We start from the raw sequence: 26,766 nt of genomic DNA on the forward strand, positions 1-26,766 counted from the left end.
GGTTGGCGAAGCTGCCAGGTTGGTGTACTCTACCTGCTCAACCGCTGCCCGGTATTTCTCGGCCATCGCATCTCCTGTCAGGAAAAGTGTCCCCAGGCTGGCATTCCAACTCGCTTTGATGCTATCGGTGTCTGCAAAACTCAACCGATCTTCGCCCGGAATGAAATTGGAAATGGAAATTTTCAGGCCAGGCATCTCCGCTCCGGCAATGAATACCAGTTGACCTATTTTCACCGGCTCGCCGCAATAATCCAACTGAGCGCCAGGCAATGACCTGATCTGCTGAGCAACAGATAACTGACTAACAAACAAAAAGACAAGGACCAGTAAGTTGATTTTCATAAAACAGAGTTTAGCGATTCGTTACTGGTCATTGGTTGCGCGGATTACAAAATAATCGTCAATTTTTAGAGGAGAAGTATTTCATAAACTGGGCGCGTTCGTACAACATGGGATCATTGAGTTTGGCATAGGACAGGCGTCCGCGGAAAGCATCGATGGTTTCGAAATTCCACTTTTCCATGAAAGCTTCCAAATCGGCCAGAATACCATTGAGCACCTGGGCTCCTTCAATATAAACCACCGAGCAAAGCTGCGTGACCCGGGCTCCGGCCAGTAATTGTTTGGCAACTGCCGCCCCATCGTGAATTCCGGTTGAAGCAGCAATCTCGAGTTTTGGAAGCGCCGAATTCACCAAGCCAACCCAACGCAAGGTCCGACTCATTTCAGCGGGTGAGCTAAAGACTTCCGAGGACGAGAGCTCCAACTTATCGAGGTTGATGTCGGGCTCGTAAAAGCGGTTGAACATGGTCACAGAAGCAGCACCGTTGGCCATCAGCTTTTCAATCATATTGATTAGGTTTGAAAAGTAAAAACCAATTTTCACTCCCACAGGAATGCTGACTTCCTTTTTCACCTTGGCCAACACATCCACATACAACTGCTCAATGTCAGCGCCCGACTGCTTGCGATCGGTCGGAACAACAAACAAGTTCAGCTCCAGCGCATCGGCGCCAGCTTTCTCAAAATCGTGGGCAAAACTTGTCCACTCTTTGGAAGTGATGCAGTTGATGCTCGCAATAATTGGGATAGAAACCGCCTTTTTGGCTTTCTTCACCAACTCCAGGTGGGCGGTAATAGAATTGTTGCGGGTGTAGTTCCAGATATAGTCTTCGGCCTCGGGATAAAGGTTTTGCGGATCTTTATTAATCAGGTGGCTCACTTCGCTGTTGATCTGTTCCTCGAAGAGCGACTTAATTACAACAGCTGCTGCTCCGGCCTCTTCCAGTGCCTTAATTTTTTCTACCGAGTTGGTCAGGCCTGAACTGGCCACTACGATTGGGTTTTTCAGTCTCAAACCCATGTATGTTGTCTCCAAATTTACCATGTTGCTCTTTTTTAATGATCCGAATATATTAAAAAATTTAGTCTAATTTGATGTTATTCAATGATACTCCCGTTCTCCAAAGATTTTACTCCCCACACGAACCATGGTACTGCCTTCTTCTACAGCGAATTGATAATCCCTCGACATCCCCATGGAAATCTCCACAAACGATGCCTGATTCTGAAAATAATGTTTTTTCAGATGGTGAAAATATTCCTTAAGCGATCGAAATTCCTTCTGCAACTGTTCTGAATCATCGGTATAAGTAGCCATGCCCATCACCCCACGAATCTCGACAAATTCAAGCCCGGCAAAATCAGGACTGGACAGCAAGGCTTTAGCCTCTTCCAGATCAAGTCCGAATTTGCTTTCTTCTTCAGCAATATGGAACTGCAACAGGCACGGAATGACGCGTTTGTTTTTTCGTCCTTCCTTATTGACAGTCTTTAATAGCTTGAGCGAATCAACCCCGTGAATCAAGCTGACAAATGGTGCAATATACTTGACTTTATTGGTTTGCAGATGCCCTATAAAGTGCCATTCAATGTCTTTGGGCAGTTCCTCCTGCTTTTTGACCAATTCCTGCACTTTGTTTTCGCCAAAAACACGCTGTCCGGCCTGGTAGGCTTCCAGGATGGCTTCGTTGGGCTTGGTTTTCGAGACAGCTACCAGGCAAACGCCTTCATTTAGCGTTTCTTTTACTTGTTTAATATTCTCAGCAATTCCCATAGGTACACATTGAACCACAAATCTACAAAAGGAGCGGAAATTGCCAGCCAAAATTCCGATTTTTTATGGCTGACCGTGATCCAGCATGGATGATTTGCAGGGCATTTTTCTATCTTTGCACCTTTTATGCAAACCAGCAAACAAGATACAATTGCTAAGATGAATGAGTTGGGAAAAGCGAAGCAACCTTTCGTTTTCCTGATTGACTTCGATTTTCAGAAATCCCGGGTTTGGAAATGGGACGAAAGCCGGGAATATGTGCTTTGGAAAACGCCAAAATATACCAACTTTGAGTCCGCACAACAGGGCGTTGAGCAGTTTCGATGGAAGGTGCGCCCGGTTAACTATGCCCGGTACCAAAAGGCCTTCGACCTGGTGCAAAATCACTTGCACAGTGGCGACAGCTATCTGTTGAACCTCACCATGCCCAGCCAGGTTGAGACCAATCTTTCGCTTGATGAAATTTTTCACGCCAGCCATTCGACTTATAAAGTGATGCTGAAGAACCAGTTTGTTTGTTTTTCGCCGGAAATCTTCATCCGGATTGAAAACAACGAAATCTCGTCATTTCCCATGAAAGGGACCATTGACGCGACGTTGGAAAACGCGGCTTTTATTCTGAAAACGGACAAGAAAGAACTGGCCGAACACAACACCATTGTTGACCTGATCCGAAATGACCTGAGCATGGTGGCCGACCAGGTGCAAGTAAAAAAATACCGTTACCTTGACCACATCAAGTCAAACCGGAATGAATTGCTGCAGATGAGTTCGGAAATTACCGGAAAGCTGACGCCGGATTACCACGAAAATCTGGGTGATTTAGTTGCCAGACTGTTGCCGGCCGGATCGATCAGCGGAGCCCCCAAAAAGAAAACGGTGGACATTATTAAAACGGCAGAGAACTACGATCGCGGCTATTACACTGGTATTTTTGGTGTTTTTGATGGCGAAAATCTCGAAAGCTGCGTCTTAATTCGCTACCTTGAACAGCAAAAAGAACAGCTGATTTTTAAAAGTGGCGGCGGAATCACCTTCCAGAGTAACTGCCAACGAGAATACGAAGAACTGGTAAAGAAAGTGTATGTCCCTCTTGCTTGAAACCATAAAAATTGAAGACGGAAAGCCTGCAAATTTGGAGTGGCACAACCGGCGGTTTAACAAAGCCCGGAACGATCTGTTTTCGCTTGCGGGACTTGATTTGAAAGAGTTGCTCGTGATTCCCGATAGCTGCCGGACAGGAATTTTTCGATGCCGGATCCTTTATGGTGAATCGATCGACAAAATTGAATTTATTCCATACCAGCCCCGCGAAATACGCAGTTTGCAAGTGGTGCGTGACGATTCGATTGAATACGCTTATAAGTATGCTGACCGGTCGAATTTGCAGGCACTTTATGACCAACGCGGCCCGGCCGATGAAATCATGATTATAAAAAAGGGCCTGGTTACCGATTGCTTTATTGGCAACCTCGTATTTTTTGACGGCCAAAAATGGTGGACACCAGATCAGCCTTTGCTGCAGGGAACCCAACGCCAGAAATTGCTGGACGAGGAGCAAATTTACGAAGCCCGGATCACCGAAAATGACCTGAATGCTTATGAAGAAGTCGGTCTGATCAATGTTTTTTTTGACCTCAACAACATGCCACGCATAAAAAGAGGCAAAGGTTACCCTTCAGTTGGGACCTATTAATCAGTAACTTAAGAATAAATAGGTGGTTTGGTTTTTGATTATCATGGACGAAAATCAAAAAAAACCGTAGGAATGCTATCAAACCTATTTTTTTATTGACTCATTTTTGTATTTTTCGACAAGTTTAGAACAGAAAAAATCAGATTATAACTGCCTTTTTTGGCACAAAAGATACGGAGGATAAAACCATGGCTGTCAGCAAACCAAGAGTAATTAAAGATTTCGAAAAGCTGGAAAATAAAATCCAGGAACAAATTAAGTTAGTGTATCCCGAAGGATTCAGCCAGCACCTGATTACATTTACCAACAAGGACGGTTTGCTGGTAAGTGCGCTGCCATTTGAAACGGATGAAAAGTATTATTTGGTGCGAATGACTACACAGCAGGCCGAAGACATCATCAGCGATGACGACGACTATGATGACGACGGCACCTTGAAAGATGAGTCGCGTTCCATTTATGAAGACAAATACGCGGAGTTGGATTACATTGCCGAAAACCTGGAAGACAGTTCGGCAGATGATGATGATGATGATGATGATGTGGATGATGACGATGATGATATTTAAAGTATCAAAACCTTAAAATAGGAGGATTACCGGGTCGGTGATCCTTTTTTTGTGCTTCCTTTCGAGCGGATTACCCCATAGATAAGGGGTAAGAACAGGCGGGCAATCACCTGCTAAATTCTTTTGGCATCATTTTTACTCTTTTTATGGTAATTGGTATGATAAAATTTCAAATCCCATGAATCGATTAAATAACTGGAAAAGTAAAATCAAAGCGAATATTCGATACATCATTGGTGGCATTGTGTTGCTCTTTGGGGCCCTGTTCATGTTTATCCCATTTATTCCGCTGGGGTATGTTTTTTTAGGCGTTGGAGCCTTTCTGTTGTCACCGGCAATCCCGGCCCTGAAACGCTTGATCAAATTCGTTGAGAAAAAGGATCCCTCGGATAAAATCAAAAAAATGGAAGAAAAAACGGACGAAATCATCAAAGAAAAAATTGAAAGAAAATAGCTACGCTAGTTGACAAATCGCTAGGGGGCGTTTTTCAGATCTTCCTCAGCATCGAGCACAATACCGGCTTCCGAATTGGCCGCGATGAATTTGTTTTCAATCGCATGCCGCGCAGCTTCAACGGTATCATGAGCTAAAATCATGGGCACGTGGAGCTGCTCCAATCGCTCCTTAATTTCACTGAGTCGGCTGTATTTTTTTTTCTTTCTCACCACCCGAATATAAATCGCCCGAATCTGCCGGGGATATTCTGCTGCTATCTGGGAATAAATCTCCGGATCGTGCTGCCCGTTGTCGCCAATCAGGATAAAAGCCATCCTGGGGTAAGTTTCAAACAAGGTCTTTATTTTACGATACTTATGCTGGTGGTCACCGCCTCCTGACTTCCAGAACTTCAGAATACTTACCTCCAACTCGCGCAACAAAAACACCCCTTTCGGAAAACCATTGTGGAGGCAGAAATCTTCCAGCAAATCGTATAAATTCCATTCGCTGCTCGACACATAAAAAAAGGGATTGGACTGCTTCCCATCCCGGCCAACATGCAGTGCCCGATAAAAAGCGGCCACGCCTGCAAAAGGTTTCCGGGTACGCGAATTTCGCCATAGCATCAGCCATAATTTCCGCAGGGTTTGTGTGGCGTGGCTAACCAAAATGGTATCGTCTACATCCGAAATAACACCAAATTTGCTGTCTTCGCCGGGAATCAGAATTTCGCCCCTGGTGCTAACCTCGTGATCCTCGCCGGTAATGTCTGATTGAAGCGTGGCCACGTAAGGAATCCACACTGAATTTACGTTAGGAGTCAATGAAGCGGAATTGAACCTGATTTTAAACAAGCCAGTTTCGCCCGTAATCACCTCCTTCCGTGCGTTGTCAACACGAATTTCAACGCGCGCACCGGGAATTTCATCGCTCGAGTAGCGCTTGATCATGGCAAGCAGATTTTCCCATCGCGTATGTTTTTCATCTGGCTTGGCCATTCCCTTGTCTTCGGTGACATAACCACTCACCAACAACTGTTTCCCATTGCCGTAACCGTGATAGGGAATAATGATCGGAACCCCCAACCACCCCAGCCGATATTTGACAAACAGCTTAATCCGCTTATAAACACTCTTGGTAATCTTTCTAAAATATCGAAATGTTTTGGGTGTTTTAACCATAAGTCTGCTTTTTTGGCATGAGTTTTATAACTTACTACCCAAAAAAAGATGCATAACACATGCCAAACAATCAATTAAGTAAACCGCAAAAGATCCTTTTTGTTATCAACCCCATTTCGGGCGACATTGATAAAAATTACCTCCAAGAGAAAATAGAAGTCTTGGCGGCAAAAAAACAATTTGCTTTTGAAATTCAGTTCACCAAAGGCAAAAATGATCAACGGCTCATCACCGAAGCCATCCGGAAGTTTGCCCCTGGCAAAGTGGTTGCAGTAGGAGGAGACGGAACCTGCAACCTGGTGGCCAAAATACTGATGAACAGAAATATCCTCATGGGAATTATTCCGCTGGGGTCGGCCAATGGACTGGCCAAAGAGCTACAAATTCCACAGAACCTGGATGAGGCCATGAAAACCATTATAGCGGATAAGTCTAAAGCCATTGATCTCGTGATAATCAATCAAAAACATGTTTCGCTTCATCTGGCCGATATTGGTATTAACGCACAGGTCGTCAAACGATTTGAACGCGATCATATCCGGGGTTTTGCGGGCTATGCCAAGCATTTTATCCAAGAACTTTTTGCTGCCAGACCACTGAAATTCAAAGTGACACTTGATGGTCGTAAAATCATCAAAAAAGCCTATATGGTTGTTATCGCCAACGCCACGAAATATGGAACAGGAGCCATTATCAACCCCAAGGGAAGCATCAGTGACGGAAAATTTGAGATCATTCTCATTCGTCCGTACTCTGTTTGGCACTTGTTCCAGATGGTTATTCCCTTTTTTACCCGTAAAATCCATGAATTGGATTACATCAAAAGTTATAGTGGACAAAAAGCCACCATTCATAATTACGGAAAAAAAGAACTACAAATTGATGGGGAAGTTATTGGACGATTGAAGGAAATAAACGTGGAAATAAATCCTCACGCCTTGGAAATATTAGTTTCGGAATACTAACTTTGCGTTCAACTAAAAATTACCGCATGATCAAATCGATGACCGGCTATGGAAAAGCCGAATTTGAAACCGGAAACAAAAAAATTACCGTAGAGCTGAAAACACTTAACAGCAAACAGTTGGACATCAACTCGCGAATTCCTGCACTTTATCGCGAAAAAGACTTGGTGATCCGGAAGGAATTGAATGAAAAGCTGGTTCGTGGAAAGATGGATTTTTCACTCTACCTCGAAAACCTGGGAACAGAAAGCAATTCAGCCATCAACGAAAATATTGTTTTGGCCTATTTCCGGCAATTAAGCAGCATTCAGGAAAAACTGGGCTTACCGGTTTCGAACCAAATCATGGAATCGATTATGCGCCTGCCCGATACGGTAAAAACCATATACGAGGAACTGGATGAAAAAGAGTGGGAAACCATTCATGCCCAAGTCATCAGGGTGATCGAGTTGGTGGATCAATTTCGAACACAGGAAGGCATGGCCCTGGAAAAAGACATCCGCTCAAATGTTCAGGAGATTATGCAATTGATGGAGCAGGTTGAGCCGTATGAAAAACAACGGTTGGAGAACATTAAAAGCCGAATTACTGACGGGTTGAACGAACTTAAAATGAATGGTGGTTACGACCAGAATCGCTTTGAACAAGAGTTGATTTACTATATGGAAAAACTTGATATTAACGAGGAAAAAGTTCGCTTGATCAACCATTGTCAGTACTTTTTGGAAACGATGGAAAGCAACGAGGCTGCCGGTAAAAAATTGGGATTTATCGCGCAGGAAATCGGACGCGAGATTAACACGCTGGGCAGTAAAGCCAACGAAAGCAACATCCAGCGAATTGTGGTGCAAATGAAAGATTCACTGGAGCGCATCAAAGAACAGATGCTGAACATTCTTTAGTCGAGAAACGGACGAGCATTTTTGCCCCCAAAACGTTTAACTGAACATGAAGAAAGGCAAATTAATCATATTTTCAGCGCCATCGGGAGCAGGCAAAACCACTGTTGTTAAGCATTTGCTCAAGCAGAACCTGGGACTGGAATTTTCCATTTCGGCTACCAGCCGTGCGCCGCGTCACACCGAAACAGATGGTAAAGACTACTATTTTCTGAGTCCGGACGATTTTCAGAAGAAAGTGGCCAATGACGAATTTCTGGAGTGGGAAGAAGTTTATCCTGGAACCTGTTATGGGTCGTTGAAAGAGGAAGTTGAACGCATCCGAAACAAAGGTAAGCATGTGGTTTTTGATGTGGATGTAGTTGGTGGTGTCAATATCAAAAAATATTATGGAGACGAAGCTTTGGCTATTTTCATCCAGCCTCCTTCCATCGAAGAACTGCGCAACCGTTTGGTGGGCCGATCTACTGACTCGGCAGAAGTGATTGAAAAAAGAGTTGAGAAAGCAGCCTACGAATTGACTTTTGCACCTCATTTCGATGTTGTTCTGTTTAGTGAAGATTTACCCGTAACGCTTGCCAATGCTGAAAAATTGGTCACGAATTTTATTAATTGTTAGCCACTGCACATGAAAGTCGGACTGTATTTCGGAACTTACAACCCCATCCACATTGGCCATTTAGCCATTGCCAATTATTTGGTTGAGTTTTCCGAAATTGACCAGTTGTGGTTTGTGGTAAGTCCGCAAAGTCCGTTTAAAACAAAAAAGAAATTGCTCGACAATTACCAGCGGCTCGAACTGGTCAATCGGGCAATCGATCATGATTTCCGCTTTCAGGCGTCAAACATCGAATTTAACCTGCCGCGCCCTTCATACACCATCGATACCCTGGTGTATTTGAAAGATAAATTCCCATCCTACGAGTTTTACCTGATTATGGGAGCCGATAACCTTGTTTACATCGAAAAATGGAAAAACGTTGAAGTCATTTTGTCCGATTTTAAAATTCTGGTTTACCCACGCCCGGGATTTGAGAAAGAAAACCTGCTAAATCACCCCAACATTCAGTTCATCAATGCCCCTGTCATGGAGATTTCGTCCTCTTTTATCCGCAAAGCCATTGCCGATGGAAAAGACATCCGTCATTTCATTCCTCCAAAAACCTGGCAATATATCGAGGAGATGGGGTTTTATAAATAATACGGTTGACTGGTTTTGTTGTCATTGCAGAATCGACAAAATTGCTCTTGTAAAGAATGATTTTCTTGCGGCAATGAAATAACACTATCTTTGCGGCATGTTAAAAAATCAGAAAAATATTCTGGAAAAGTTAGGAATTGAGGAGCTTAATGCCATGCAGCAGGAAGCACAACACGCCATTCATTCCAAGTCCGAAGTCGTATTGCTATCACCAACCGGAACCGGGAAAACCCTGGCTTTTCTATTGCCGTTGATTGCCGGGCTGGATCGAAACTGCGAGGAAATTCAAGCCTTGATTATCGCGCCATCCCGTGAGTTGGCAATTCAGATTGAACAGGTCACCCGCGAAATGGGTGCGGGCTTTAAAACCAACGCCGTGTATGGAGGAACCTCATTTTCGAAAGACAAGCTGGAGCTGAAGCATCGTCCTGCCATTTTGATCGGAACCCCGGGCAGAGTCGCAGACCACTTGCGCCGGCAAACCTTTCCGACCGATGAAATCAAAACCCTTGTGCTCGACGAATTTGACAAGTCGCTTGAAATTGGCTTTGAAAGCGAGATGAGCGAAATCCTGCGGGCTTTTGCAGTGCTGGAAAAGAAGATTTTAACCTCAGCGACTCAAAAAATAGCCATCCCATCGTTTGCAGGACTGAAGAAGCCAACTTATGTCAATTTCTTGGGAGATAGTCGTTCCCAACTTAAAATTAAGCGGATTCTTTCGCCGGACAAAGATAAACTGGCAACACTGGTTGAGGCGCTGTGCCATATTGGAAACCAGCCGGGAATTATTTTTTGCAACTTCAAGGAAAGTATTCAGCGCTTGAGCGATTTTTTGACGGCAAAGAAAATTCCGCATGGCTGCTTTTATGGCGGAATGGAGCAAACGGACCGCGAACGGGCGCTCATCCAGTTCCGAAATGGCACTCACCAGCTTTTAATCGCTACTGATTTGGCCGCCCGTGGACTTGATATTCCTGAAATCAAATTCATTCTTCATTACCAACTTCCCATGCGGAAAGATGAGTTTACGCATCGCAATGGACGCACCGCGCGGATGTTTAACGACGGAACTGCTTACGTGCTGCAATGGGAAAAAGAAGATCTGCCTGATTTTATTGGTTCTCCTGGAATTGAACGACTAAGAAAAGCACCGCTGCCTCAGTTCTCACCTTGGACAACTTTGTTTGTTTCGGGTGGACGGAAAGATAAAATCTCGAAAGGAGATCTTGCCGGACTGTTTTTCAAACAAGGCAAACTGGGCAAAGACCAACTTGGAATTATTGAACTCAAACAGGATTGCGCTTTCGTTGGTGTTCATGCTTCCGAAGCAAGCAAACTGATTCAGCTTTTGGATAATAGCAAGTTGAAGAATAAAAAGATTCGGGTGAGTGTGGCTACCTGATTACCGGATTTTTATTATTATTGGACAAAACTTTTAAATAACCTTCAAGCTAAACTAAACCCGACTATGAAAAACTTCTTCTTATTATGGCTGTTTTTTGCGCTTCTGTCGTGTCGACCAGCCGAAGAACAAGCCATCTCAATCCATCTCAACACGATTGGCTACCTTCCCGATTCCGAAAAAGAAGCCACTTTGACCGGTGAAGCCAAACAGTTTTTTGTGAAGGAAGCCACAACTGACGACCTTGTTTTTGAAGGTACAGCCAGTGGTCCTTTTTCACAGGACGACGTAAATCAAACCGTGTGGATTGCTGATTTCTCTTCGTTTACAACAAGCGGAACATTCTATCTTGAACTTCCCGGAGGAAGCCGTTCCGCTGAATTTGAAATAGGAAACGATATTTACAAGCCTGTTTTTTACACGAGTATGCGGGCTTTCTATTTGTGGCGTTGCGGAATGGCGGTGGAAGGCACTCACAACGGACAGCATTTTGCTCACGAGGATTGTCATTTGGAAGATGGGTACCAAGATTACATTGGTAAAGCTGGTAGCCAGCGCGACGGAACCGGTGGCTGGCACGATGCGGGCGATTATGGGAAGTACACCGTAAATGCAGGGATTACAGTGGGCATGTTGTTTATGGCCTGGGATCAGTTTCAGGATCAGCTGGCGCCGATTGTGCTCGACTTACCTGAAACAGCCACCGGAATTCCTGATTTTCTGAAAGAACTGAAATGGGAAATCGATTGGCTGCTGAAGATGCAATACCCGGATGGGTCGGGACGGGTTTCGCACAAATTGACGCGAACGAATTTTGCACCGTTTATCAAAGCGCACGATGATTCGGAACAGCGTTATTTTGCTGCATGGAGTTCGGCTGCTACGGCTGATTTTGTAGCCATGATGGCACAGGCTGCCCGCTATTTCAAACCTTACGATGACACGTATGCCCAACAATGTCTGGATGCTGCTTTGGCTAGTTATCAGTTTTTGAAAGACAATCCGGAGTATCAGCGTTTTGAGCAAGGGGACTTTAAAACAGGCGGATACCAATCGGCTGATGTTGATGACCGCTTGTGGGCCGCGGCCGAGCTTTGGGAAACAACAGGCGATGCAACTTATATGAAAGATTTTGAGCAAGGTGCTGCCGAAATGGAATTCAAGGTAGATGAGAATTGGGATTGGAGCGATGTTTCGAACCTGGGTATGTTTGCCTATGCGTTGTCTGAGAAAGAAGGGAGAGACCCGGAGATGCTCGAACGAATCGAACAGAATATTTTGGCGATTGCCGATCAGATAGTTGAACAAAGCGATGACGATGTTTATCGGCGTCCGTTGGGCGGGCGCTACTACTGGGGATGTAATGGAACCGTAGCCCGGCAGGTGATAAACCTGCAAGTGGCCTCGCGCATTTCGCCTGACAGCAGCTACCGTGAAACGGCGCTGGATGCCATTGGGCATTTGTTTGGGCGTAATTACTACAACCGTTCGTATGTCACCGGTTTGGGCATTCATCCGCCTATGAATCCTCACGACCGGAATTCGGGATCGGATGATGTCGTGGAGCCCTGGCCCGGGTATTTGGTCGGTGGCGGACATTCGGCAACAGGATGGAACGATGAGCAGGAGGACTACGCAACCAATGAAATAGCGATCAACTGGCAGGCTGCCCTGGTCTATGCCTTGGCAGGATTTATTGAGAATTAAGGAGCATTAATTTTGAATAGAAAAGGCTTTGAACATCGTGTCCAAAGCCTTTTTAGGTATTATTTAGTCACAATAAGCCTTTTTATACCATCGGGTATTTCTTGAAAACTTCTTCTGATTTCATCAAGATTTCAACATATTGTGCACGCTGATAGGCAAAGGGATCTTTCAGGTTCTTGCGTGATAATTTTCCACGAAAATCATCCAACGATTTGTAGCCTTTGGTGTCCATCCAGTTGGCCAGTTCGCGCAGTACTTTTTCAACAAACGGCGGCTGGTTGCGGTAAATAGCTGAAACCACCTGAACCACGTCGGCTCCGGCGAGCAACATTTTAATCACATCTTTTGTGTCCGATATTCCCCGGCTGGCGCACACGCTGGCGTCAATGTTTCCGTAAAGCAAGCCGGCGTAGCGCAATGATAGCTGATGATCTTTCGCCTGGCTTAAATCCCAGGGGTAGTGAAACAATTCCTCTTCAATATCAATGTCGGGTTGGAAAAAGCGATTGAAAAGGACATAGCCGTCAACACCTACTTCGTCCAGTCTTTTAATGAAATTTAAGGTGTTGGTATAGAACGGGCTCAATTTCACGCTTACCGGAATCTTTACCGCCTTTTTAATATTTTCTACAATCAGAATCTGTTTCTCTTCGATGCCGGTACCACTTACTTCAAAATAACCCGGATTGGCATACAAATTAACTTCCAGGGCATCAACGCCTGCTTTTTCCAGTTCTTTGGCATATTCCACCCACGAGGTTTCATAAATCGCGTTCAGGCTGGCGATTACGGGTACTGATGAATTCTTTTTCAGTGTTCTTACATTGAAAAGATGTTCTTTTGGGCCGGCATGCTCCAAATCCGGAAAGATACTGGTCATCTCGGCGTGGCGCTCTTCGTACTCGTGCAATTCATCATCAAATTGAAGCGATTCCAGTTGAATCTGCTCTTCGAATAGCGATTTGTAGACAATCGCGGCAATTCCTGCCTCTTCGAGCTGTTTGATAACTTCTGGTTTGTTGACCAGGTTGCTGGCACCTAAAATTAACGGGTTCTTCAGTTTGAGCCCCATGTAGGTCGTTGATAAATCTGCCATAGTATTGATTTTTACAGGTTATTTTCTGTTACTTAAACTATGGAGGTTCAGCTTTTGTTCATACCGATAAAGACAAAGATGAACATGGGTTTGAAAATCTTTTCGCGGAATACTGGAGTTTTGGAGGTCTCAGTGTTCAGAATTCAGTCTCAGTTAAGCATCTAGTATTCGGCATCCGGAATCTCCTCCCCAAACCAACAACTTCCGTCATCAACCAATGACCACAGAATGACTATGAACGACGTCTTTTTTAACCAATTACACCCGATCCAATCAGCTCATTCCCATCGTACCAGGCAGCAAACTGGCCGGCCGTGATGCCGCGCTGCTCATCGTCGAAAAGCATGTAGAGTCCTTCTTCGTGTTGATAAAGCATAGCTTTTTCCAAGGGCTGGCGATAGCGAATGCGGACATCGTAAGCTCGTGTTTCGCCCACCGCCATTTTCAGATCCGTGCGTATCCAGTGGGTTTCGGCTTCGGAAATGAATAAGCCGGGGCGGTACAAGCCGGGATGATCGGTTCCTTCGCCCACATAAATGATGTTTCGGTTGACATCGGTTCCAATCACAAACAAGGGTTCTTCGTGGCCGCCAATATTCAGTCCTTTGCGCTGACCAACCGTGTAGAAATGGGCGCCGCCATGTTCGCCAATCACCTTGCCGTTCCAAGGCTTATACGGATAGGCAAAACACAGTTTTTTGAAATTCTCAGGAGTCTTTACCACTGCCTTTTTCTTAGCCATAAACTCGGCCGGCACTTCAATCACATTGCCGGTTTTGGGCTCGAGTTGCTGTTGCAGAAAGGTGGGCAGATCGACCTTTCCGACGAAACAAATGCCCTGCGAATCCTTCCGGGTGGCTGTGGGCAGCTCCTGCTCGGTGGCAATTCGCCGTACTTCGGGCTTATCCAGATGGCCGATCGGAAACAGCGCTTTGCTCAGTTGTTGCTGGTTCAACTGGCACAGAAAATAGCTTTGGTCTTTGTTATTATCTTCGCCCGCCCGAAGCTGGTAAATCATTTGGCCATCTTTTTCAAATACGGTTTTCTGGCAATAGTGACCGGTGGCCACGTAGTCGGCGCCAAATTTCAGGCACTCATCCATAAAAATATCGAACTTGATCTCGCGATTGCACAGCACATCGGGGTTGGGCGTTCGCCCCTTGCTGTATTCATCGAACATGTAGTCGACCACCCGCTTTTTGTAGTCTTTGCTCAGGTCGACAATATGAAAAGGCATGTCGAGTTTTTTGGCTACCATTTCGGCAATCATAGCATCGTCTTCCCAGGTGCAGCCGCCTGTGATGGCACCCGTACGGTCGTGCCAGTTCACCATAAATAGGGCAATTACATCGTAGCCCTGCTGTTTCAGCAGGTAAGCTGCCACGCTCGAATCAACGCCACCCGAAAGTCCAATCACTACTCGTTTCATATTCCAATCAATTGAGCGACAAAAGTAGAACGAAATTCGGAAATAGGCAATTCGGGGTGAAGGGGACGCAGAATTTTATGATGATGGATGGTTAGGGATGATTCTTCCTCCGAATTTTATTTGATGTGATATTGCGGCTCCTGGTTTTCTTTCTGCCAATTTCAGGGGAGGGTATTTAGAAATGCTTTGCAATGCGTTAGATCCGTGTCATGTTGTTACAAACGACTACCAGCTTCGCCCTCGTCACCGCGTCGCAAAGGCGAGGGGGAGCGAGTTTTACTTTTCTTTTTCGAATTTCAACCCCTTGGGAATCTTTGTCTCACCTTTTTTGTAAGGGTTTATAAAAATAATTATCGTGTCTTTTGGGTTATTTGCAGGAGTTAGAACATACCTGTCCAAGAGCATTCCACCCCCTCCAATTGGCTGTTCAGTATATCGATTATAAATTCCTGTGGATTTGTAATGTGGATTTCCAAAAGATGATCTTCCAATTATTTTCAGACTCTCTCCGTCTGTAGTTCTGAGTCTTGAAAAGTAGTAATATGAACTGTTAATGCTACTTTCAAGAGGTCCGTTTTTAATTTCTACAGGCTCCAATGGTGTGTAGCCATAGGCTTCATTTTGTGATTGCTCCACCGAAGAGAAATACTTTGGATTTTGAACAACACAGCTTGTTGTGAAGACGGTGATTGCGATGATTATTTTGAATTTTTTCATTTTCAAATGCCCCATAACGCATTTTGTTTTTTATATTTTCCGATTCCACCGAACGGATATCGTTGGATCTTTTCCTATTTTTCTGAATATTAAGATCATTTAATGGGTTTCGGATATTTTCAAACTTTTCGGACTCACATGGACGTAAATCGCTTGTGGTCTTGTTTATTTTTTTTGCACCTTAAGTTACCAAACTTGACAAAATGGATCTGTCGATTAATTTAATTTATCTTGATTCTAAACAAGGGCAGTTTTGTAGTTCATTTTCTCCGGCTTCGAATCGTTTTTCATTCCATTTAAAAGCTCCATTTTAACCGTCCGAAGAGCAATTGGCCGATATCGCCAAACTCGGTGCCTTGGTCGCCAAAGAACAGCTGGCCGGTAGCCATTAGCTCCAGGTTGTTTTGCAGCGAATAGGTAAACGCCGGGCCAAAGTACCAGGAGCCATCGTTGGGGTTGGCGATGCCCGACAGGCTGGCCGAAAGCAGCGGCGTGACGGGGTAGGAGGCTTGTGCGAACAGTGAATACTGCGCCAATGAAAGGTACTTGGCCGAGAGCTTGTTGTTGAGAAACGGATCCATCCCGCCGGCATTTCCTTTTTGGCCGTGGCTGTTGTATAAAACACTGGTATGGATGTACAAGGAATTGGGAAAGGTATAATCGGCCGAAATGGAAGCTACGGTGGCCATTTCGGAATCCACTTCGTCGTTTTTCGGAATGAAATGGGTGATCTCGCCCCGGAATCCGGCGCCTTTGATATTGCCGGCCCAGCCTGTGCCAATGATATAATCGGTCCCCACCCAGCCGCCGATAAACTGGATGTCGTAGTTCCACTGCGAAAAGCGATAAAGGCCGGCCAGCGCCATTTCATCATCGTTCTCGCCGATTTGGTAAACCAGTTCGGCGGACGAAGTCATGCCGGTGTAATACTGAATGCGCAGGGCATCGGTTCCCGGGCGTTCTTCATAGTCAAAATCAAAGTAAGAATACGAATTGAAAAGGTCGTTCGGGTTCCAAACCAGGTTCATGCCCCAGTTCACCCGTTGCCGTCCGGCAGTAATTTGCCAGTTGCCCGAAACCCAATCGAGGTAGGCCCGGTCGAACATCGAGTGCATGAACCAGCCCTTGCCCTGGGCGGGCACAAAGGAAAGATCGAAGTAGCCATTGTCAACATCCACCACTGATTGGTAGGCGGGGTATTCCCTGATCAGGCTACCAAAGAGCAGGCGGTTGCGCATTTCGGCTACCACCGTTAGCTGGTCGGAGGGATACCATTTAAAGTTCAAGCGGTTGTGAATGGTGTTGGTGGTCAGATTGTCCCGGTCTAGCCCCGGAATTTGTTGTTCGGGCTGGTAGTACATGAACAATTCCTTTACATAGCCACTAAAGCTTACAGCTTGCTGCGCCCCGGCCAACAAGGGAAGTAAAAATCCTATCAGGAAAACCAGTCGCTTCATCGGGTGGACGGTGTAAAGCCGTCAGTAAATTCAATGGTGCAAAAATACTTGTAGGTTGGGTGCTCATCGGCCGCGACGCCAATTTCCGTAAAACCCGCATCGAGGATGTTGTTCCGGTGTCCGCGGTCGGCCACACCATCGTCAATCAGCAGGGAGATAATGGCGTTTCGGGGCTTGTCGTAGCCATAAACCAGGTTTTCGGCCAGTTTCGATTGGTAGGCGCCAAATCGTTTCATGCGAACCTGAGGGGTCCAGCCACTTTTGGTGAGGTGGCCCGTTCCGCCGTAGGTTTTTTGGTCTTTTACCAGCAGCTCAGCGGCTGACGAAAGGCCACGCACGGGAACTAGCGGCGCCACAGGCGAAGCCGATTTGAGGGCGCGGATACATTCGTCGAGGGCTGCAATGCCTTCGCGGGTTTTTAAGGGAGCAGATCCGGGCAAGGAGATTACATCGCCGTTGTAGGCCGAACGCAGCGGTTCGAGGTATTCGATGGCGTAGCGGGCCGGATTGTGCCTGACCTTGTTGAGTTCGAACACAATTTGTTTTTCGTACTGATCCAGGTAAACCGCTTTTTCGCCGGTGTTGAGTTCGGCGGGCCAATCCGTTTCTGGTTGGTTGGTTTGACTTTCCGAAGTGAACAGCAGTCCGGAGAGTATAAGAAGAAAGGTTAAAATTGATTGCATGCTTATCCGTTTTTTCGATTATCACTAATTATTTTGCCGTCTTCGAGTGTGATGACCCGGTGTGCTTTGTTGACCACCCGCTGATCGTGCGTGCTAAAGATAAACGTTATTTTTTCTTGCTTATTGAGCTCTTCCATGATGTTGAGCAGGTTTTCTGTTGATTTGGAGTCCAGGTTGGCTGTGGGTTCGTCGGCCAGCACAAATTTAGGTTTCGAAGCCAGCGCCCGGGCCACGGCTACCCGTTGCTGCTGTCCGCCCGACAGCCTGGATGGCCGGCTGTTTTCGCGACCTTTCAGGCCAACCGCTTCGAGCAACTGCATGGTGCGGGCTTCGCGTTCCTTTTTTGGCCTGCCTTGCAGGTGCATCACAAATTCAACATTTTCTTTGGCGGTCAGCACCGGAATGAGGTTGTAGGATTGAAACACAAAGCCAATGTTTTTCATTCTGAAATCGATTAGCTGCGACGATTTGAGCTTGCCAAGGTCGGTCTCATCAATCCGGATGCTGCCGGAAGTTGGCTGATCCAGTCCGCCAAGCATGTTGAGCAGGGTGGTTTTTCCGGAGCCGGATGGGCCCACAATGGCCGTGAATTCCCCCTCTTCAATTTTAAGATTGACGCCATTCACGGCATGAACCTGGATTTCGGAATCGTTGTAGGTTTTAAACAGCTCTTTTATTTCGATGATTGTCATGATTGAATTATTGTTAATGGTTGTGTGGTTCTTTATTATTCGGTTCTGATGGCTTCTGCCGGATTGTATTTCAACGCTTTTCGAGCCGGGTAAACCGAAGCGAAAATCCCGGTTAGCATGACAAGTAGGATGATGACGACGACCATTTCAACTTCGACGACCGGATAGACAATGGGGGAATAGCCAAAATCTTCCAGCCCTTGCGCCCAATTGGACAGGTTGATGCCATTTTGCTTGAGTGCGAGCGATGCGCCCAGTCCGAGTGCAATGCCAATCGTTCCACCAGTCAGGGTCAGCAGGATGGTTTCGAGCATGAGCATGAGGAACACCCGAAGCTTGCCCATGCCAATGGCCATGAGCATGCCAATTTCCCTGACCCGTTCCATCACCACCATGAGCATGGTGTTGACAATGCCAAAACCAAGCGACAGCAGGATGATGATGACAAAAATGTAGGTGTATAAATTTCCAATTTCGTTGAGGTAGCCCAATTCAGGCGTAATCTCTTTCCAGTTCAACACCTCCAAAGAGGAGTGCTGATCCCGCAGTTCAAGCGTGGTGGCTTCCAATTCATTTTGATCATGCAGATGAACGATGATTTCGTGAGCCACCCCTTCCGGGAGCATCCCCAGGCGGGCCAAGTCCTCGTAGCGGACAAACACGTTGGATGCTTCGTACATGCTGTTGGCGGTATTGAAAATGCCACAAACCCGGAACGCACCTCCAGTGAGGTGTCCATCTGCATCTTGCAAGGTGATAACCACTTTCGATTTCAACCTGATTTTTAACTTTTCCGCCAGTTTTTTGCCAATCACAATCGGGTTTCGGCTGATACTTTCAAAGTAATCGCCTTCTGTTACGTATTCGCTCAGGCTGGTGACCTGCTTTTCTTTTTCGGGGATGATGCCCATGATTTTCACGCCGGTTCCGGTTTCGGCCGAGGCAATCATGGATTGAATGGTTACGCGGGGGCTGACCCCGTTGATGGCGGGATTTGTGTCAATCTGTTCTGCCAGTTCATAACCGTTGGTAATGAACTGCCTGATGTCGTAATTTTCTCGGAAGTCCGGGTCGTGAATCTGGATGTGCGAGGTTTCTGTTTCCACGCCGGCTTCGAGGCGTTGGGCCATCCAGCCTTTCATAAAGGTGGCGCTAAACACACCAGCAAACATGCCAATGGCAATAGCCGTGATGATAATACCCGACCGGAGTGGGTTTCGCCAAATATTTCGCCATGCAACTGAAGGAATCATATCGTTTGTTTTTAAGCGTGTAGCGCGTCAATTAATTTCATTCGGTTGGCCGAATAAATGGGGTAGAGGGCAATAACCAAGGTAATGAGAAACACCGTGAGCGCCTGGTGCCAAAACACCGATGGTTCCATTGAAAAGAACATGTAGGGTTCAAAACCGTAATCTTCCATCACCAGTGCGGCTTGCCCGGTAAGCGGAATCGGGTTTTGCGACTGGAAACTTAGCAGCGGAATGCTGACCACCAAGCCCGACAGCGCGCCAATCATTCCGATGAAAACCGTTTCGTAAAAAAGGATCGTAGCTAATTTGTAACGTTGCATCCCAATGGCGATCATCACGCCAAATTCGCGCCTTCGCTCGGCAATCATCATCATGATGGTCCCCAGGATGCCAAAGCCAATCACAATATACAGCACCGCTTTCATAATCACTCCGCCTGCCCGGTCGCTTTCAATTTGTTGTACCATTTCGGGCGACATCTCCTGCCAGCTCATCACAGAATAGGGTGAATCAAGGCCGGCACGAATCGCTTTCAAGCTTCTGGCCAATAGTTCATTGTCTCTAATGTTCACAACCAGTGAAGTCAGCCGGTTATAGGCAGAAAAAAATTCCTGGCAGTTCTCCAGTTCCATGTAAACAATCATCTTGTTCAGCTCGGGTGAAGCGTGTCTGATGATGCCGCGAATGGGGTATTTCCCGGCTGCGCTGATGCCGTGGTAGCCCTGGCTGATCATGACCAGCGTGTCGTTAATTTCCAGTCGAAGGTAGTTGGCCAGACCCTCACCAATCAATAAGCCTTTGTCGCCTTCGCTCAGGTAGCCTCCCTGGCGCACACTGTTTTTCAGGTTGGTGAGCCGATTTTCCGGGTCCGGATCAATGCCGACAACCATCACGCCTTTCGTTAGTTCTTCAGATGAAGCCAGAGCAAAAGATTCCAGCCGCGGAATCACAAAGTCCACTTCTTCGTGCGCTAAAATTGATTCTCTGAGTTCCTGCGATTCTTCAAAGGTGTCGTTAATGCTTTTGCTTTCCCAGTAGTCTTCGTGGTGAACCTGCATCGACCCCGAGTAGTATTTCACCACCATATCCACCATTTTTTCATATGAGCCTTCCTGCATTGAAGTCATATAGGCCGAGAGCAGAACGCCAAAAAAGATGGATGCCACAGTAATCAGGGTTCTCCGCTTGTTCCGCCAGAGGTTCCGCCACGCTATTTTAAGATTTGTGCGCATAGGTTACTTTATCCTTTTCATGTTTTGTATGGAGAAAAACGATTCTTCGATAGGTGCCTCAAAATCCATCTTGTCAAAGGTCATGATGGTTTTGTGCCCTTCTTTTTCTGCCGGAATCATTTCCATGCGAGTGGGAATCACCCGGTCGTCCATTTGCTTGATATCGGTTAAAATTTCTGTGTTGACCAGAAAATCATCTTCATCGTAAAATTCAGCTTTGAGCCAAAGTAACTCCTCCTTGCTAATCCACATAAAAATCTTACCCCAGACCACGGCGGCATCTTCATTTGGAATCAATTCAATTTTGTAGCAATCGTATCCCTCCAGCTTTTCTTCACCAAGCAACCGATGTTCGTAGTCTTTCACCAGCGACGATTCCTGAACCAGGTCATCGTTGGTAAAGTCGGAACCCATCCACGATTGCATCATCATCGATGGCGGGATTTTGATCATGCGGTTGATGCTGGGCACCCAGTTCCACATTTCGTTTTTACGTTTCAGAAAAACCTGTCCTTTTTCTTTGGCGGGTGCCGTAATTAAAATCAGGGAAAATTCGGTCCCAAGAGTCCAGCTTTTCATGGAGATGGTTCGTTCCCATGCCGGGCGCTGAATGGTCATGGTATATTCTCCAATGCTTGAGCTGCCGCGGAACTTTTCATCCGCACGGCGAACCAGGTCTTTGATGTCGACGGATTGAGCGGGAAGCGTCCCCGCAACCAAAAGAAGAAGTATAGCAAGCAGGTTGGTTTTCATGTTCGTGTTGGCTTTATTCGTTTTTACTGATCAGTTTAAAACAGGCTTCAATCGTATCTTTCTCCAGGTTTTCGACAGGGAAAAAGTCAGGAGCGGTTATCAGGATCAAGTTTGCTCCTTTTAGTAAGCAAGAAATCGCAAACAGATCCTTGTCAGGCGAAACACTTCCTTGCGATACAATAAAATTTCGGATCATTCCTGCGATCTCCTTACCCATGTCTTCGTATTTTGCGGTATAGGTTTCCAGAATGTGGGGTTGTAAAACCAGGGCCGAGTATAGCTTCCAGAATGGTCTGTTTTCCATAGTGGTTCGCAAACTTACCCGAATAAAATGGATGAATTCCTCCGTGCTTAGGATGCCGTCCTTGTTGAGATCGAAATTGGAATAAACAGTTGTGATTGCCCAGTCAAAAATATCTTCCAGAATTTCATCTTTGCTTTGAAAATAATTGTAGATCAATCCTTTTGATATCTTAGCCTTTTTTGAAATCTGGCTGATGGAGGTGGCGTGAAAGCCATTTTCGGCAAACAGCTCCAGGGCCGTTTGCCGAATGTGTGCTTTCTTCTGTTTTCTGATTTGTTCCAATTGTTCTACGCTTCGAGGCATGATTTAATTTTTATGACTGAACGTTCGGTCAAAGCTAGTGCAATTTTTTTGATTTCTGAACAGCTTGATTGTTAAGGTAATGTTAAAAATGACCAATCGGTCATTTCTTGAATTTCTTCCAGTTGAAAAAAACAAACTGAATATCTGTACGATTGTCCAATGTCATTAAAAAGTCATTCAATTGTCATGAGGTGCCTGGTAAGTTGTTTTGCGACGACCAATGAAAATAAAATGATCCTAAATGACAATCATTGCCATCCACTGCAGAATAAATGGCATGTAAGCGGACAATCAAAAAGCAAATTCGTTTTTGCGTGGAAAAATCAGAGTGGAAAGTGTGCAATCGAATTCGCATTTTATTTATTTCAGTTATCTTTACGGGAGCTACGAAAAAAATTAACTAAACGCAATAAGATGAACGATACCCGAAGAGCTTTTATCAAACAGTCAGCAGTTGTTACTGCTGGAATCGCCGCACTGCCATCCATTATGAATGCCGGTTGCGCTTCGCCAAATGAAAAAATTACGGTCGCGCTTATTGGCTGTCGTGGCATGGGATTCAATAACCTGCAATCATTTCTGAAAAATAAGGAAGTTGAATGTGTGGCTCTTTGCGATGTGGACCAGCGAGTGCTGGACAAGCGCGCTGAAGATGTGGAAAAACTGACGGGTGCGCGACCAATCCTGTATAACGATTTTCGTCAGGTCATTGACAACAAAGATATTGATGCTGTGATTATCGGGACGCCCGATCACTGGCATTGTCTTCCAATGGTTTATGCTTCGGAGGTGGGGAAGCATGTGTATGTTGAAAAGCCAATCGGAACCACCATTGAGGAATGCAATGTGATGGTAGCCGCTCAGAAACGCTACGGAAACGTGGTGCAGGTTGGACAATGGCAACGCAGCCACTCGCATTGGAATGATGCTGTAAACTATTTGCATGAAGGCAATATTGGCCGAATCCGTTCGGTTCGTTCTTGGTCAAATGTGGGTTGGAAATCATCTATTCCGGTGGTTCCGGACAGCGAGGCGCCGGAGGGAGTGGATTATGACATGTGGCTGGGGCCGGCTCCCAAACGGCCATTCAACAAGAACCGTTTTCATGCTTCTTTTCGCTGGTACTGGGATTATGCGGGTGGTGTCATGACTGATTGGGGCGTCCATCTGCTGGATTTTGCCTTGTTTGGAATGAACCAGTACGTGCCAAAATCAATTATGGCTGTTGGTGGCAAATACGCTTTCCCTGATGATGCCATGCAAACCCCCGATACCATGACGACTGTCTATGATTTTGGTGATTTTGGCTTGGTGTGGGATCATACCATTGGCGCTTACGGTGCGAACTACGGCGGACGTGGACATGGCGTGGCCTTTGTTGGCGAGTATGGAACACTGGTGGTTGACCGTAGCGGCTGGGAAGTGATTCCGGAAACCAAGAGCACCGGTAAGAAAGACGGCTATGAAGGCGTTAGCCTGCAGCAGGCACAAGGTGATGGATTGGACTTACATGTGAAAAACTTTTTGGATTGCATTCGTACGGGAGATAAACCCAACTGCGATATTGAAATTGGAGCACACATTGCCCGCTTTGCGCATTTGGGAAATATTTCCTATCGCTTAGGCAGAAAAGTGAACTGGAATCCTGATAAGCAGGAGTTTGAAAACGATGACGAAGCAAACCAATTGGTCAAGGCAAATTATCGTTCGCCATGGACTTTGCCTAAGGTTTAGAATTTTCAACTTAAAAAAAGGGCCAGCTTCTGCAAAATGAAGCTGGCCCTTTTTCTTTTTACGCGTTAAAATGCCGAAATGAATCCGAAGTTGAGTTTGCTGATGGTATGGTTCGAATCGGTGAAGTCAAGCGTATATTCTGCGGCCAATCGGATATTGGTTCGCAACATATAGCCGGCATGGATGGTCGCCGATTGGTAATTGGCCAGCGCAAAGTCCGATTCCACCCAATTGTATAAGGCCAAAAAATACCAATCGCTTTGTTCTCCTTTGGGGCTGAAAATGAGTTCAGCCATCGCCGCATCAGTTTTTACATCTTCCAGGAGCGTGGTACTGGTCATGTTTGGATAAACCTGTGAATCTTCGCGGTGAAGGTATTGTGCATTGAGCTGCCATTTGTCAGACGGAGCAAAGCTGAGATCGGGCCCCCAGATGAAAACCTTATTGGTTATGTCGGTCACGACGGAGTGTTCAAGAATTTCCTTTCCGGTATACCCAACAGCTCCGAGCCGGAAGGTTTCTCCCAAGTCTTGCGAAACCCGTCCCAGCAGATTTTTGTATTTGTCGTTGTCAAATACACGCTGTGAGGCTTCTCCAATTCCGTTTCCATTAATCACTTCCACTGCAAAACTGGTGCCCGAGGGTAATCCGTAGGTTAACAAAACTCCTTTGTCGTATTTTAGGTCGATGCGAGAGGTTCCAATCTGCGAGGTATATAACATGTAATCTTCGAGCGATAGTCTCAATTCGCGCTTAAACAGCGGGTCGGAAACCTGGAATTGCCCGAGGTAAATATCAAAGTCAACGCCAAACAAGTCATTGTACATCAAAAAGGCATCTTCTACTCCGGCTACTTCACCTCGTTCGCTGAAATAGAAATAGAAGTAATACGAGAGCCGGTCGGATAGTTCTCCGCCTGAAAGCAACTTCATGAGATAAGGCGAAGCAAAATCAGTTTTTTCATTGCCATCGAGGTTGTAGCTGACAAATCCTTCAAGTCTCACTGCAATTGGCAGTTCACGAAGCAGGGATAATTTCGGGTCGCCGGTTTCAGCATAGTAACGGGGTGCTTTTCCATCGGCCAGACGAAAGCCATTTCCGGCAAACTCATCGCCGTATGGCTTGAGCGCTGGTGCCGACGGGGCGTGGCAGGTGGTACAGCTCAGTTGATACTTTCTTGCGAAGGCAGGTATCGCTTGGCTTTGTTCGGACAGAAAAAGAATTCCGGTGATCAGAACTAAAAGGGGTACTAGTTTCCTTGTCATGGTTGTGTGATTTTTATGGAAAGACGGTGATATCGGTTGAATGACTGTTGACTTCCAATGCGGCATACTCGTCGGCTGGTACGTCCAGGTATTCGGCAACAGGCTTCACAAGTAAGCGGTAATAGAGCGATGCTGTCACCGTGACTTTCCCCGGCTTAATCTCATAGGGTAAGGTGAACGTGAACGTTTCTGTCTTTGTTTCGCGTGGGCCAATGCGGTAGTCAACGCCAAGCGATGCGGTGTTCCATTGCATGATGGTCATGCGTCCCTGGGGATCGAAATAAGGCATGCGAAAAATCCGGTCGCCGATTGGCACCTCTTCTCTTCTCACTCCCTCGAAATTTTCAATTCCCAGCGGAACGCCCATGTCCTGGTAAGCCAAAACATCGGCGGCAATGGTGTATTCCTCCCCTTCAAACCCTTTTTTGTCTACTGGCAAATGAAAGGTGTTGCCATCTTCATCTTTTGCTTCAACATGCAGCCATACAATGCGGTCTTCGACAGAGCCGGTTGGAAATTTATGGCCGGTTTTCTGGTTGAACAAAGTGGTTGTAAAAACCACGACTTCGCCGGGAACCGTTTCCCGAATGTCGGGTTGAATACGCAGCTCAATTGTTCCGCGAACTTTTCCGGGATCATGCGCACCATTAAACAGGTGCGTGCGGGTATTCGGATACGTTGTTCCCATCTTGGCCGTCTTCATTTCCGTGTCGGGCATGTGACAATCCTGGCAGGTTACGTTATTGGCGGCATAGGGGCCTTCTTCCCACTCCAGTTGGGTTGATTTGACCCAAATTCCAAACGAATTTTTCTCGTTGTGGCAAGTTCCGCAGATTCGGGTATCGGTGAACAGGTCGATCGGGACAATCTGGTGGTCGGGCGATTCAATATCGCCTTTTCTTGAGCTGTATTTGGTGGTGCCGGTTTCGAGAATGAAATTGTGGTTGTAAGCCGTATCACCATCAATACCTTGAATCAGGTGACAAACTTCGCAGGAGACCGATTCGTTGGCTCGCGATCCTTCTGCGGGATGAGGTGGTGGCATATCACCAGTCAAAAAGGCCATTGGCGTATGGCAGCCGTTGCAGCCTTCATGCATGCCTTTCATGGCTGGGTCTGCTTCAGAATGAGCGACAGCCAGCTTAAAATACTCAATCTCATCCCAGTGGTGGGTGTAGGCTTGCGACATCATGGCCTGGCTCCATTGCTGATAAAACTGGTCGTGACAGGAGCCACAATACTCAGGCGTTTTGAAATCGCTGTAATCAACCGGTCCGGCTTTGGTGCCAGTTTCATTTACCGGCTTCATTAAACTGAAACTTACTAACAGAAAAAGAGACAGAATACCAAAAGGAAGAAGTTTCGCTTGCATTTTCATAATCGTTGGTTTTTTATTTCGTGAACATCAACAGGGTTGAAAAAGGTGCGGTTGTATCTGCTTTTCAGTAATATAACACAAAACACAAATAAAATTAATGAATTGTAAAAGACCGATCAAGGCCTGAGCGGATTTAACTATTTAAAGAACAGTGATTAAGGAACGTGTTTGTGTGTTATTGGGTTGATAGTCAGCTGGAAGTACGGAGAGATGAAATTGTGGAAGCTCAGCAATTTGTATTCGGTCTAAATAGATCAAAAGTTTGAATTGGACAAGTGTCGAAATGAAGTTGTCT

27 protein-coding genes are annotated in these 26,766 nt (G+C 46.0%); 11 read left to right on the forward strand and 16 right to left on the reverse strand.

Features of this window, described 5'->3' with window-relative positions:
- The 3 genes from AAC033_RS12215 to AAC033_RS12225 all read right to left on the reverse strand — a co-directional run.
- On the reverse strand, positions 1–342 hold a 342-nt coding region (locus tag AAC033_RS12215; RefSeq protein ID WP_339738477.1), incomplete at its 3' end, for a hypothetical protein.
- A gap of 58 nt (positions 343–400) precedes the next feature.
- On the reverse strand, positions 401–1,387 hold the full coding sequence (locus tag AAC033_RS12220) for a dihydroorotate dehydrogenase-like protein (protein WP_339738479.1): 987 nt from the start codon (positions 1,385–1,387) through the stop codon (positions 401–403).
- Positions 1,388–1,444: 57 nt separating this feature from the next.
- Positions 1,445–2,116 (reverse strand): YggS family pyridoxal phosphate-dependent enzyme, encoded by a 672-nt coding sequence (locus tag AAC033_RS12225; RefSeq protein WP_339738481.1) that lies wholly within the window; start codon positions 2,114–2,116, stop codon positions 1,445–1,447.
- Between the two features lie 159 nt (positions 2,117–2,275).
- On the opposite strand from AAC033_RS12225, the gene AAC033_RS12230 reads away from it, so the two are divergent.
- From AAC033_RS12230 to AAC033_RS12245, 4 genes are all read left to right on the forward strand, one after another.
- Complete coding sequence (locus AAC033_RS12230) at positions 2,276–3,217, forward strand: aminodeoxychorismate synthase component I (RefSeq protein ID WP_339738483.1); 942 nt, start codon at positions 2,276–2,278, stop codon at positions 3,215–3,217.
- Complete coding sequence (locus tag AAC033_RS12235; RefSeq protein ID WP_339738485.1) at positions 3,201–3,812, forward strand: aminotransferase class IV family protein; 612 nt, start codon at positions 3,201–3,203, stop codon at positions 3,810–3,812. Before AAC033_RS12230 ends, AAC033_RS12235 begins: the two co-directional genes overlap by 17 nt.
- Positions 3,813–4,000: 188 nt before the next feature.
- Positions 4,001–4,381 (forward strand): hypothetical protein, encoded by a 381-nt coding sequence (locus AAC033_RS12240; RefSeq protein ID WP_339738487.1) that lies wholly within the window; start codon positions 4,001–4,003, stop codon positions 4,379–4,381.
- A 178-nt stretch (positions 4,382–4,559) separates the two neighbouring features.
- A complete protein-coding gene (locus AAC033_RS12245; RefSeq protein WP_339738489.1) occupies positions 4,560–4,835 on the forward strand; it encodes a hypothetical protein in 276 nt (91 codons plus the stop codon).
- A 20-nt stretch (positions 4,836–4,855) separates the two neighbouring features.
- Here the strand turns inward: AAC033_RS12245 and AAC033_RS12250 are convergent, their stop codons facing one another.
- Entirely contained in the window at positions 4,856–6,001 is a 1,146-nt protein-coding gene (locus tag AAC033_RS12250) for a phosphatase domain-containing protein (protein ID WP_339738491.1), read from the reverse strand.
- 59 nt (positions 6,002–6,060) lie between these two features.
- Here AAC033_RS12250 and AAC033_RS12255 point away from each other — a divergent pair, with 59 nt between their 5' ends.
- From AAC033_RS12255 to AAC033_RS12280, 6 genes are all read left to right on the forward strand, one after another.
- The gene (locus AAC033_RS12255; protein WP_339738493.1) at positions 6,061–6,966 is read left to right on the forward strand and encodes a diacylglycerol kinase family protein; all 906 of its coding nucleotides are present in this window, start codon (positions 6,061–6,063) and stop codon (positions 6,964–6,966) included.
- 26 nt (positions 6,967–6,992) lie between these two features.
- Entirely contained in the window at positions 6,993–7,868 is an 876-nt protein-coding gene (locus AAC033_RS12260; RefSeq protein ID WP_339738495.1) for a DUF1732 domain-containing protein, read from the forward strand.
- A gap of 46 nt (positions 7,869–7,914) precedes the next feature.
- Positions 7,915–8,484, forward strand: coding sequence for a guanylate kinase (gene gmk, locus AAC033_RS12265; RefSeq protein ID WP_339738497.1), 570 nt, complete (start codon positions 7,915–7,917; stop codon positions 8,482–8,484).
- Positions 8,485–8,493: 9 nt separating this feature from the next.
- Positions 8,494–9,066 (forward strand): nicotinate (nicotinamide) nucleotide adenylyltransferase, encoded by a 573-nt coding sequence (gene nadD, locus AAC033_RS12270; RefSeq protein WP_339738499.1) that lies wholly within the window; start codon positions 8,494–8,496, stop codon positions 9,064–9,066.
- A gap of 97 nt (positions 9,067–9,163) precedes the next feature.
- Complete coding sequence (locus tag AAC033_RS12275) at positions 9,164–10,468, forward strand: DEAD/DEAH box helicase (protein WP_339738501.1); 1,305 nt, start codon at positions 9,164–9,166, stop codon at positions 10,466–10,468.
- A 66-nt stretch (positions 10,469–10,534) separates the two neighbouring features.
- A complete protein-coding gene (locus AAC033_RS12280; protein ID WP_339738503.1) occupies positions 10,535–12,175 on the forward strand; it encodes a glycoside hydrolase family 9 protein in 1,641 nt (546 codons plus the stop codon).
- 82 nt (positions 12,176–12,257) lie between these two features.
- Here AAC033_RS12280 and AAC033_RS12285 read toward each other — a convergent pair whose 3' ends face one another.
- The 10 genes from AAC033_RS12285 to AAC033_RS12330 form a co-directional block, all read right to left on the reverse strand.
- Positions 12,258–13,271, reverse strand: coding sequence for a dihydroorotate dehydrogenase-like protein (locus AAC033_RS12285; RefSeq protein WP_339738505.1), 1,014 nt, complete (start codon positions 13,269–13,271; stop codon positions 12,258–12,260).
- A 250-nt stretch (positions 13,272–13,521) separates the two neighbouring features.
- Positions 13,522–14,700 carry a tRNA 2-thiouridine(34) synthase MnmA gene (gene mnmA / locus AAC033_RS12290; RefSeq protein WP_339738507.1) on the reverse strand — a complete coding sequence of 393 codons (1,179 nt, stop codon included), beginning with the start codon at positions 14,698–14,700 and terminating at the stop codon, positions 13,522–13,524.
- A 276-nt stretch (positions 14,701–14,976) separates the two neighbouring features.
- Entirely contained in the window at positions 14,977–15,432 is a 456-nt protein-coding gene (locus AAC033_RS12295) for a hypothetical protein (RefSeq protein ID WP_339738509.1), read from the reverse strand.
- Between the two features lie 281 nt (positions 15,433–15,713).
- Positions 15,714–16,874, reverse strand: coding sequence for a hypothetical protein (locus AAC033_RS12300; RefSeq protein ID WP_339738511.1), 1,161 nt, complete (start codon positions 16,872–16,874; stop codon positions 15,714–15,716).
- The gene (locus AAC033_RS12305; protein ID WP_339738514.1) at positions 16,871–17,557 is read right to left on the reverse strand and encodes a CAP domain-containing protein; all 687 of its coding nucleotides are present in this window, start codon (positions 17,555–17,557) and stop codon (positions 16,871–16,873) included. The genes AAC033_RS12300 and AAC033_RS12305 overlap by 4 nt, the downstream gene beginning before the upstream one ends.
- A gap of 2 nt (positions 17,558–17,559) precedes the next feature.
- Positions 17,560–18,249, reverse strand: a complete 690-nt coding sequence (locus AAC033_RS12310) for an ABC transporter ATP-binding protein (RefSeq protein ID WP_339738516.1) — start codon at positions 18,247–18,249, stop codon at positions 17,560–17,562.
- A 35-nt stretch (positions 18,250–18,284) separates the two neighbouring features.
- Positions 18,285–19,502, reverse strand: a complete 1,218-nt coding sequence (locus AAC033_RS12315; protein WP_339738518.1) for an FtsX-like permease family protein — start codon at positions 19,500–19,502, stop codon at positions 18,285–18,287.
- An 11-nt stretch (positions 19,503–19,513) separates the two neighbouring features.
- A complete protein-coding gene (locus AAC033_RS12320; RefSeq protein WP_339738520.1) occupies positions 19,514–20,734 on the reverse strand; it encodes an FtsX-like permease family protein in 1,221 nt (406 codons plus the stop codon).
- A 3-nt stretch (positions 20,735–20,737) separates the two neighbouring features.
- Positions 20,738–21,487: an outer membrane lipoprotein-sorting protein gene (locus AAC033_RS12325; protein ID WP_339738522.1), complete on the reverse strand. Its 750-nt coding sequence runs from the start codon at positions 21,485–21,487 to the stop codon at positions 20,738–20,740.
- A gap of 13 nt (positions 21,488–21,500) precedes the next feature.
- Positions 21,501–22,094 (reverse strand): TetR/AcrR family transcriptional regulator, encoded by a 594-nt coding sequence (locus AAC033_RS12330; RefSeq protein ID WP_339738524.1) that lies wholly within the window; start codon positions 22,092–22,094, stop codon positions 21,501–21,503.
- A 414-nt stretch (positions 22,095–22,508) separates the two neighbouring features.
- Here AAC033_RS12330 and AAC033_RS12335 point away from each other — a divergent pair, with 414 nt between their 5' ends.
- A complete protein-coding gene (locus AAC033_RS12335) occupies positions 22,509–23,828 on the forward strand; it encodes a Gfo/Idh/MocA family oxidoreductase (protein ID WP_339738526.1) in 1,320 nt (439 codons plus the stop codon).
- A gap of 65 nt (positions 23,829–23,893) precedes the next feature.
- On the opposite strand, the gene AAC033_RS12340 is transcribed toward AAC033_RS12335, so the two are convergent.
- Both AAC033_RS12340 and AAC033_RS12345 read right to left on the reverse strand, forming a co-directional pair.
- Positions 23,894–25,093, reverse strand: a complete 1,200-nt coding sequence (locus AAC033_RS12340; protein WP_339738528.1) for a hypothetical protein — start codon at positions 25,091–25,093, stop codon at positions 23,894–23,896.
- A 13-nt stretch (positions 25,094–25,106) separates the two neighbouring features.
- Positions 25,107–26,471: a multiheme c-type cytochrome gene (locus AAC033_RS12345; protein WP_339738530.1), complete on the reverse strand. Its 1,365-nt coding sequence runs from the start codon at positions 26,469–26,471 to the stop codon at positions 25,107–25,109.
- Between the last annotated feature and the right edge of the window lie 295 nt (positions 26,472–26,766).

The organism is uncultured Sunxiuqinia sp., from assembly GCF_963974515.1.
Classification (GTDB): Bacteria; Bacteroidota; Bacteroidia; order Bacteroidales; family Prolixibacteraceae; genus Sunxiuqinia.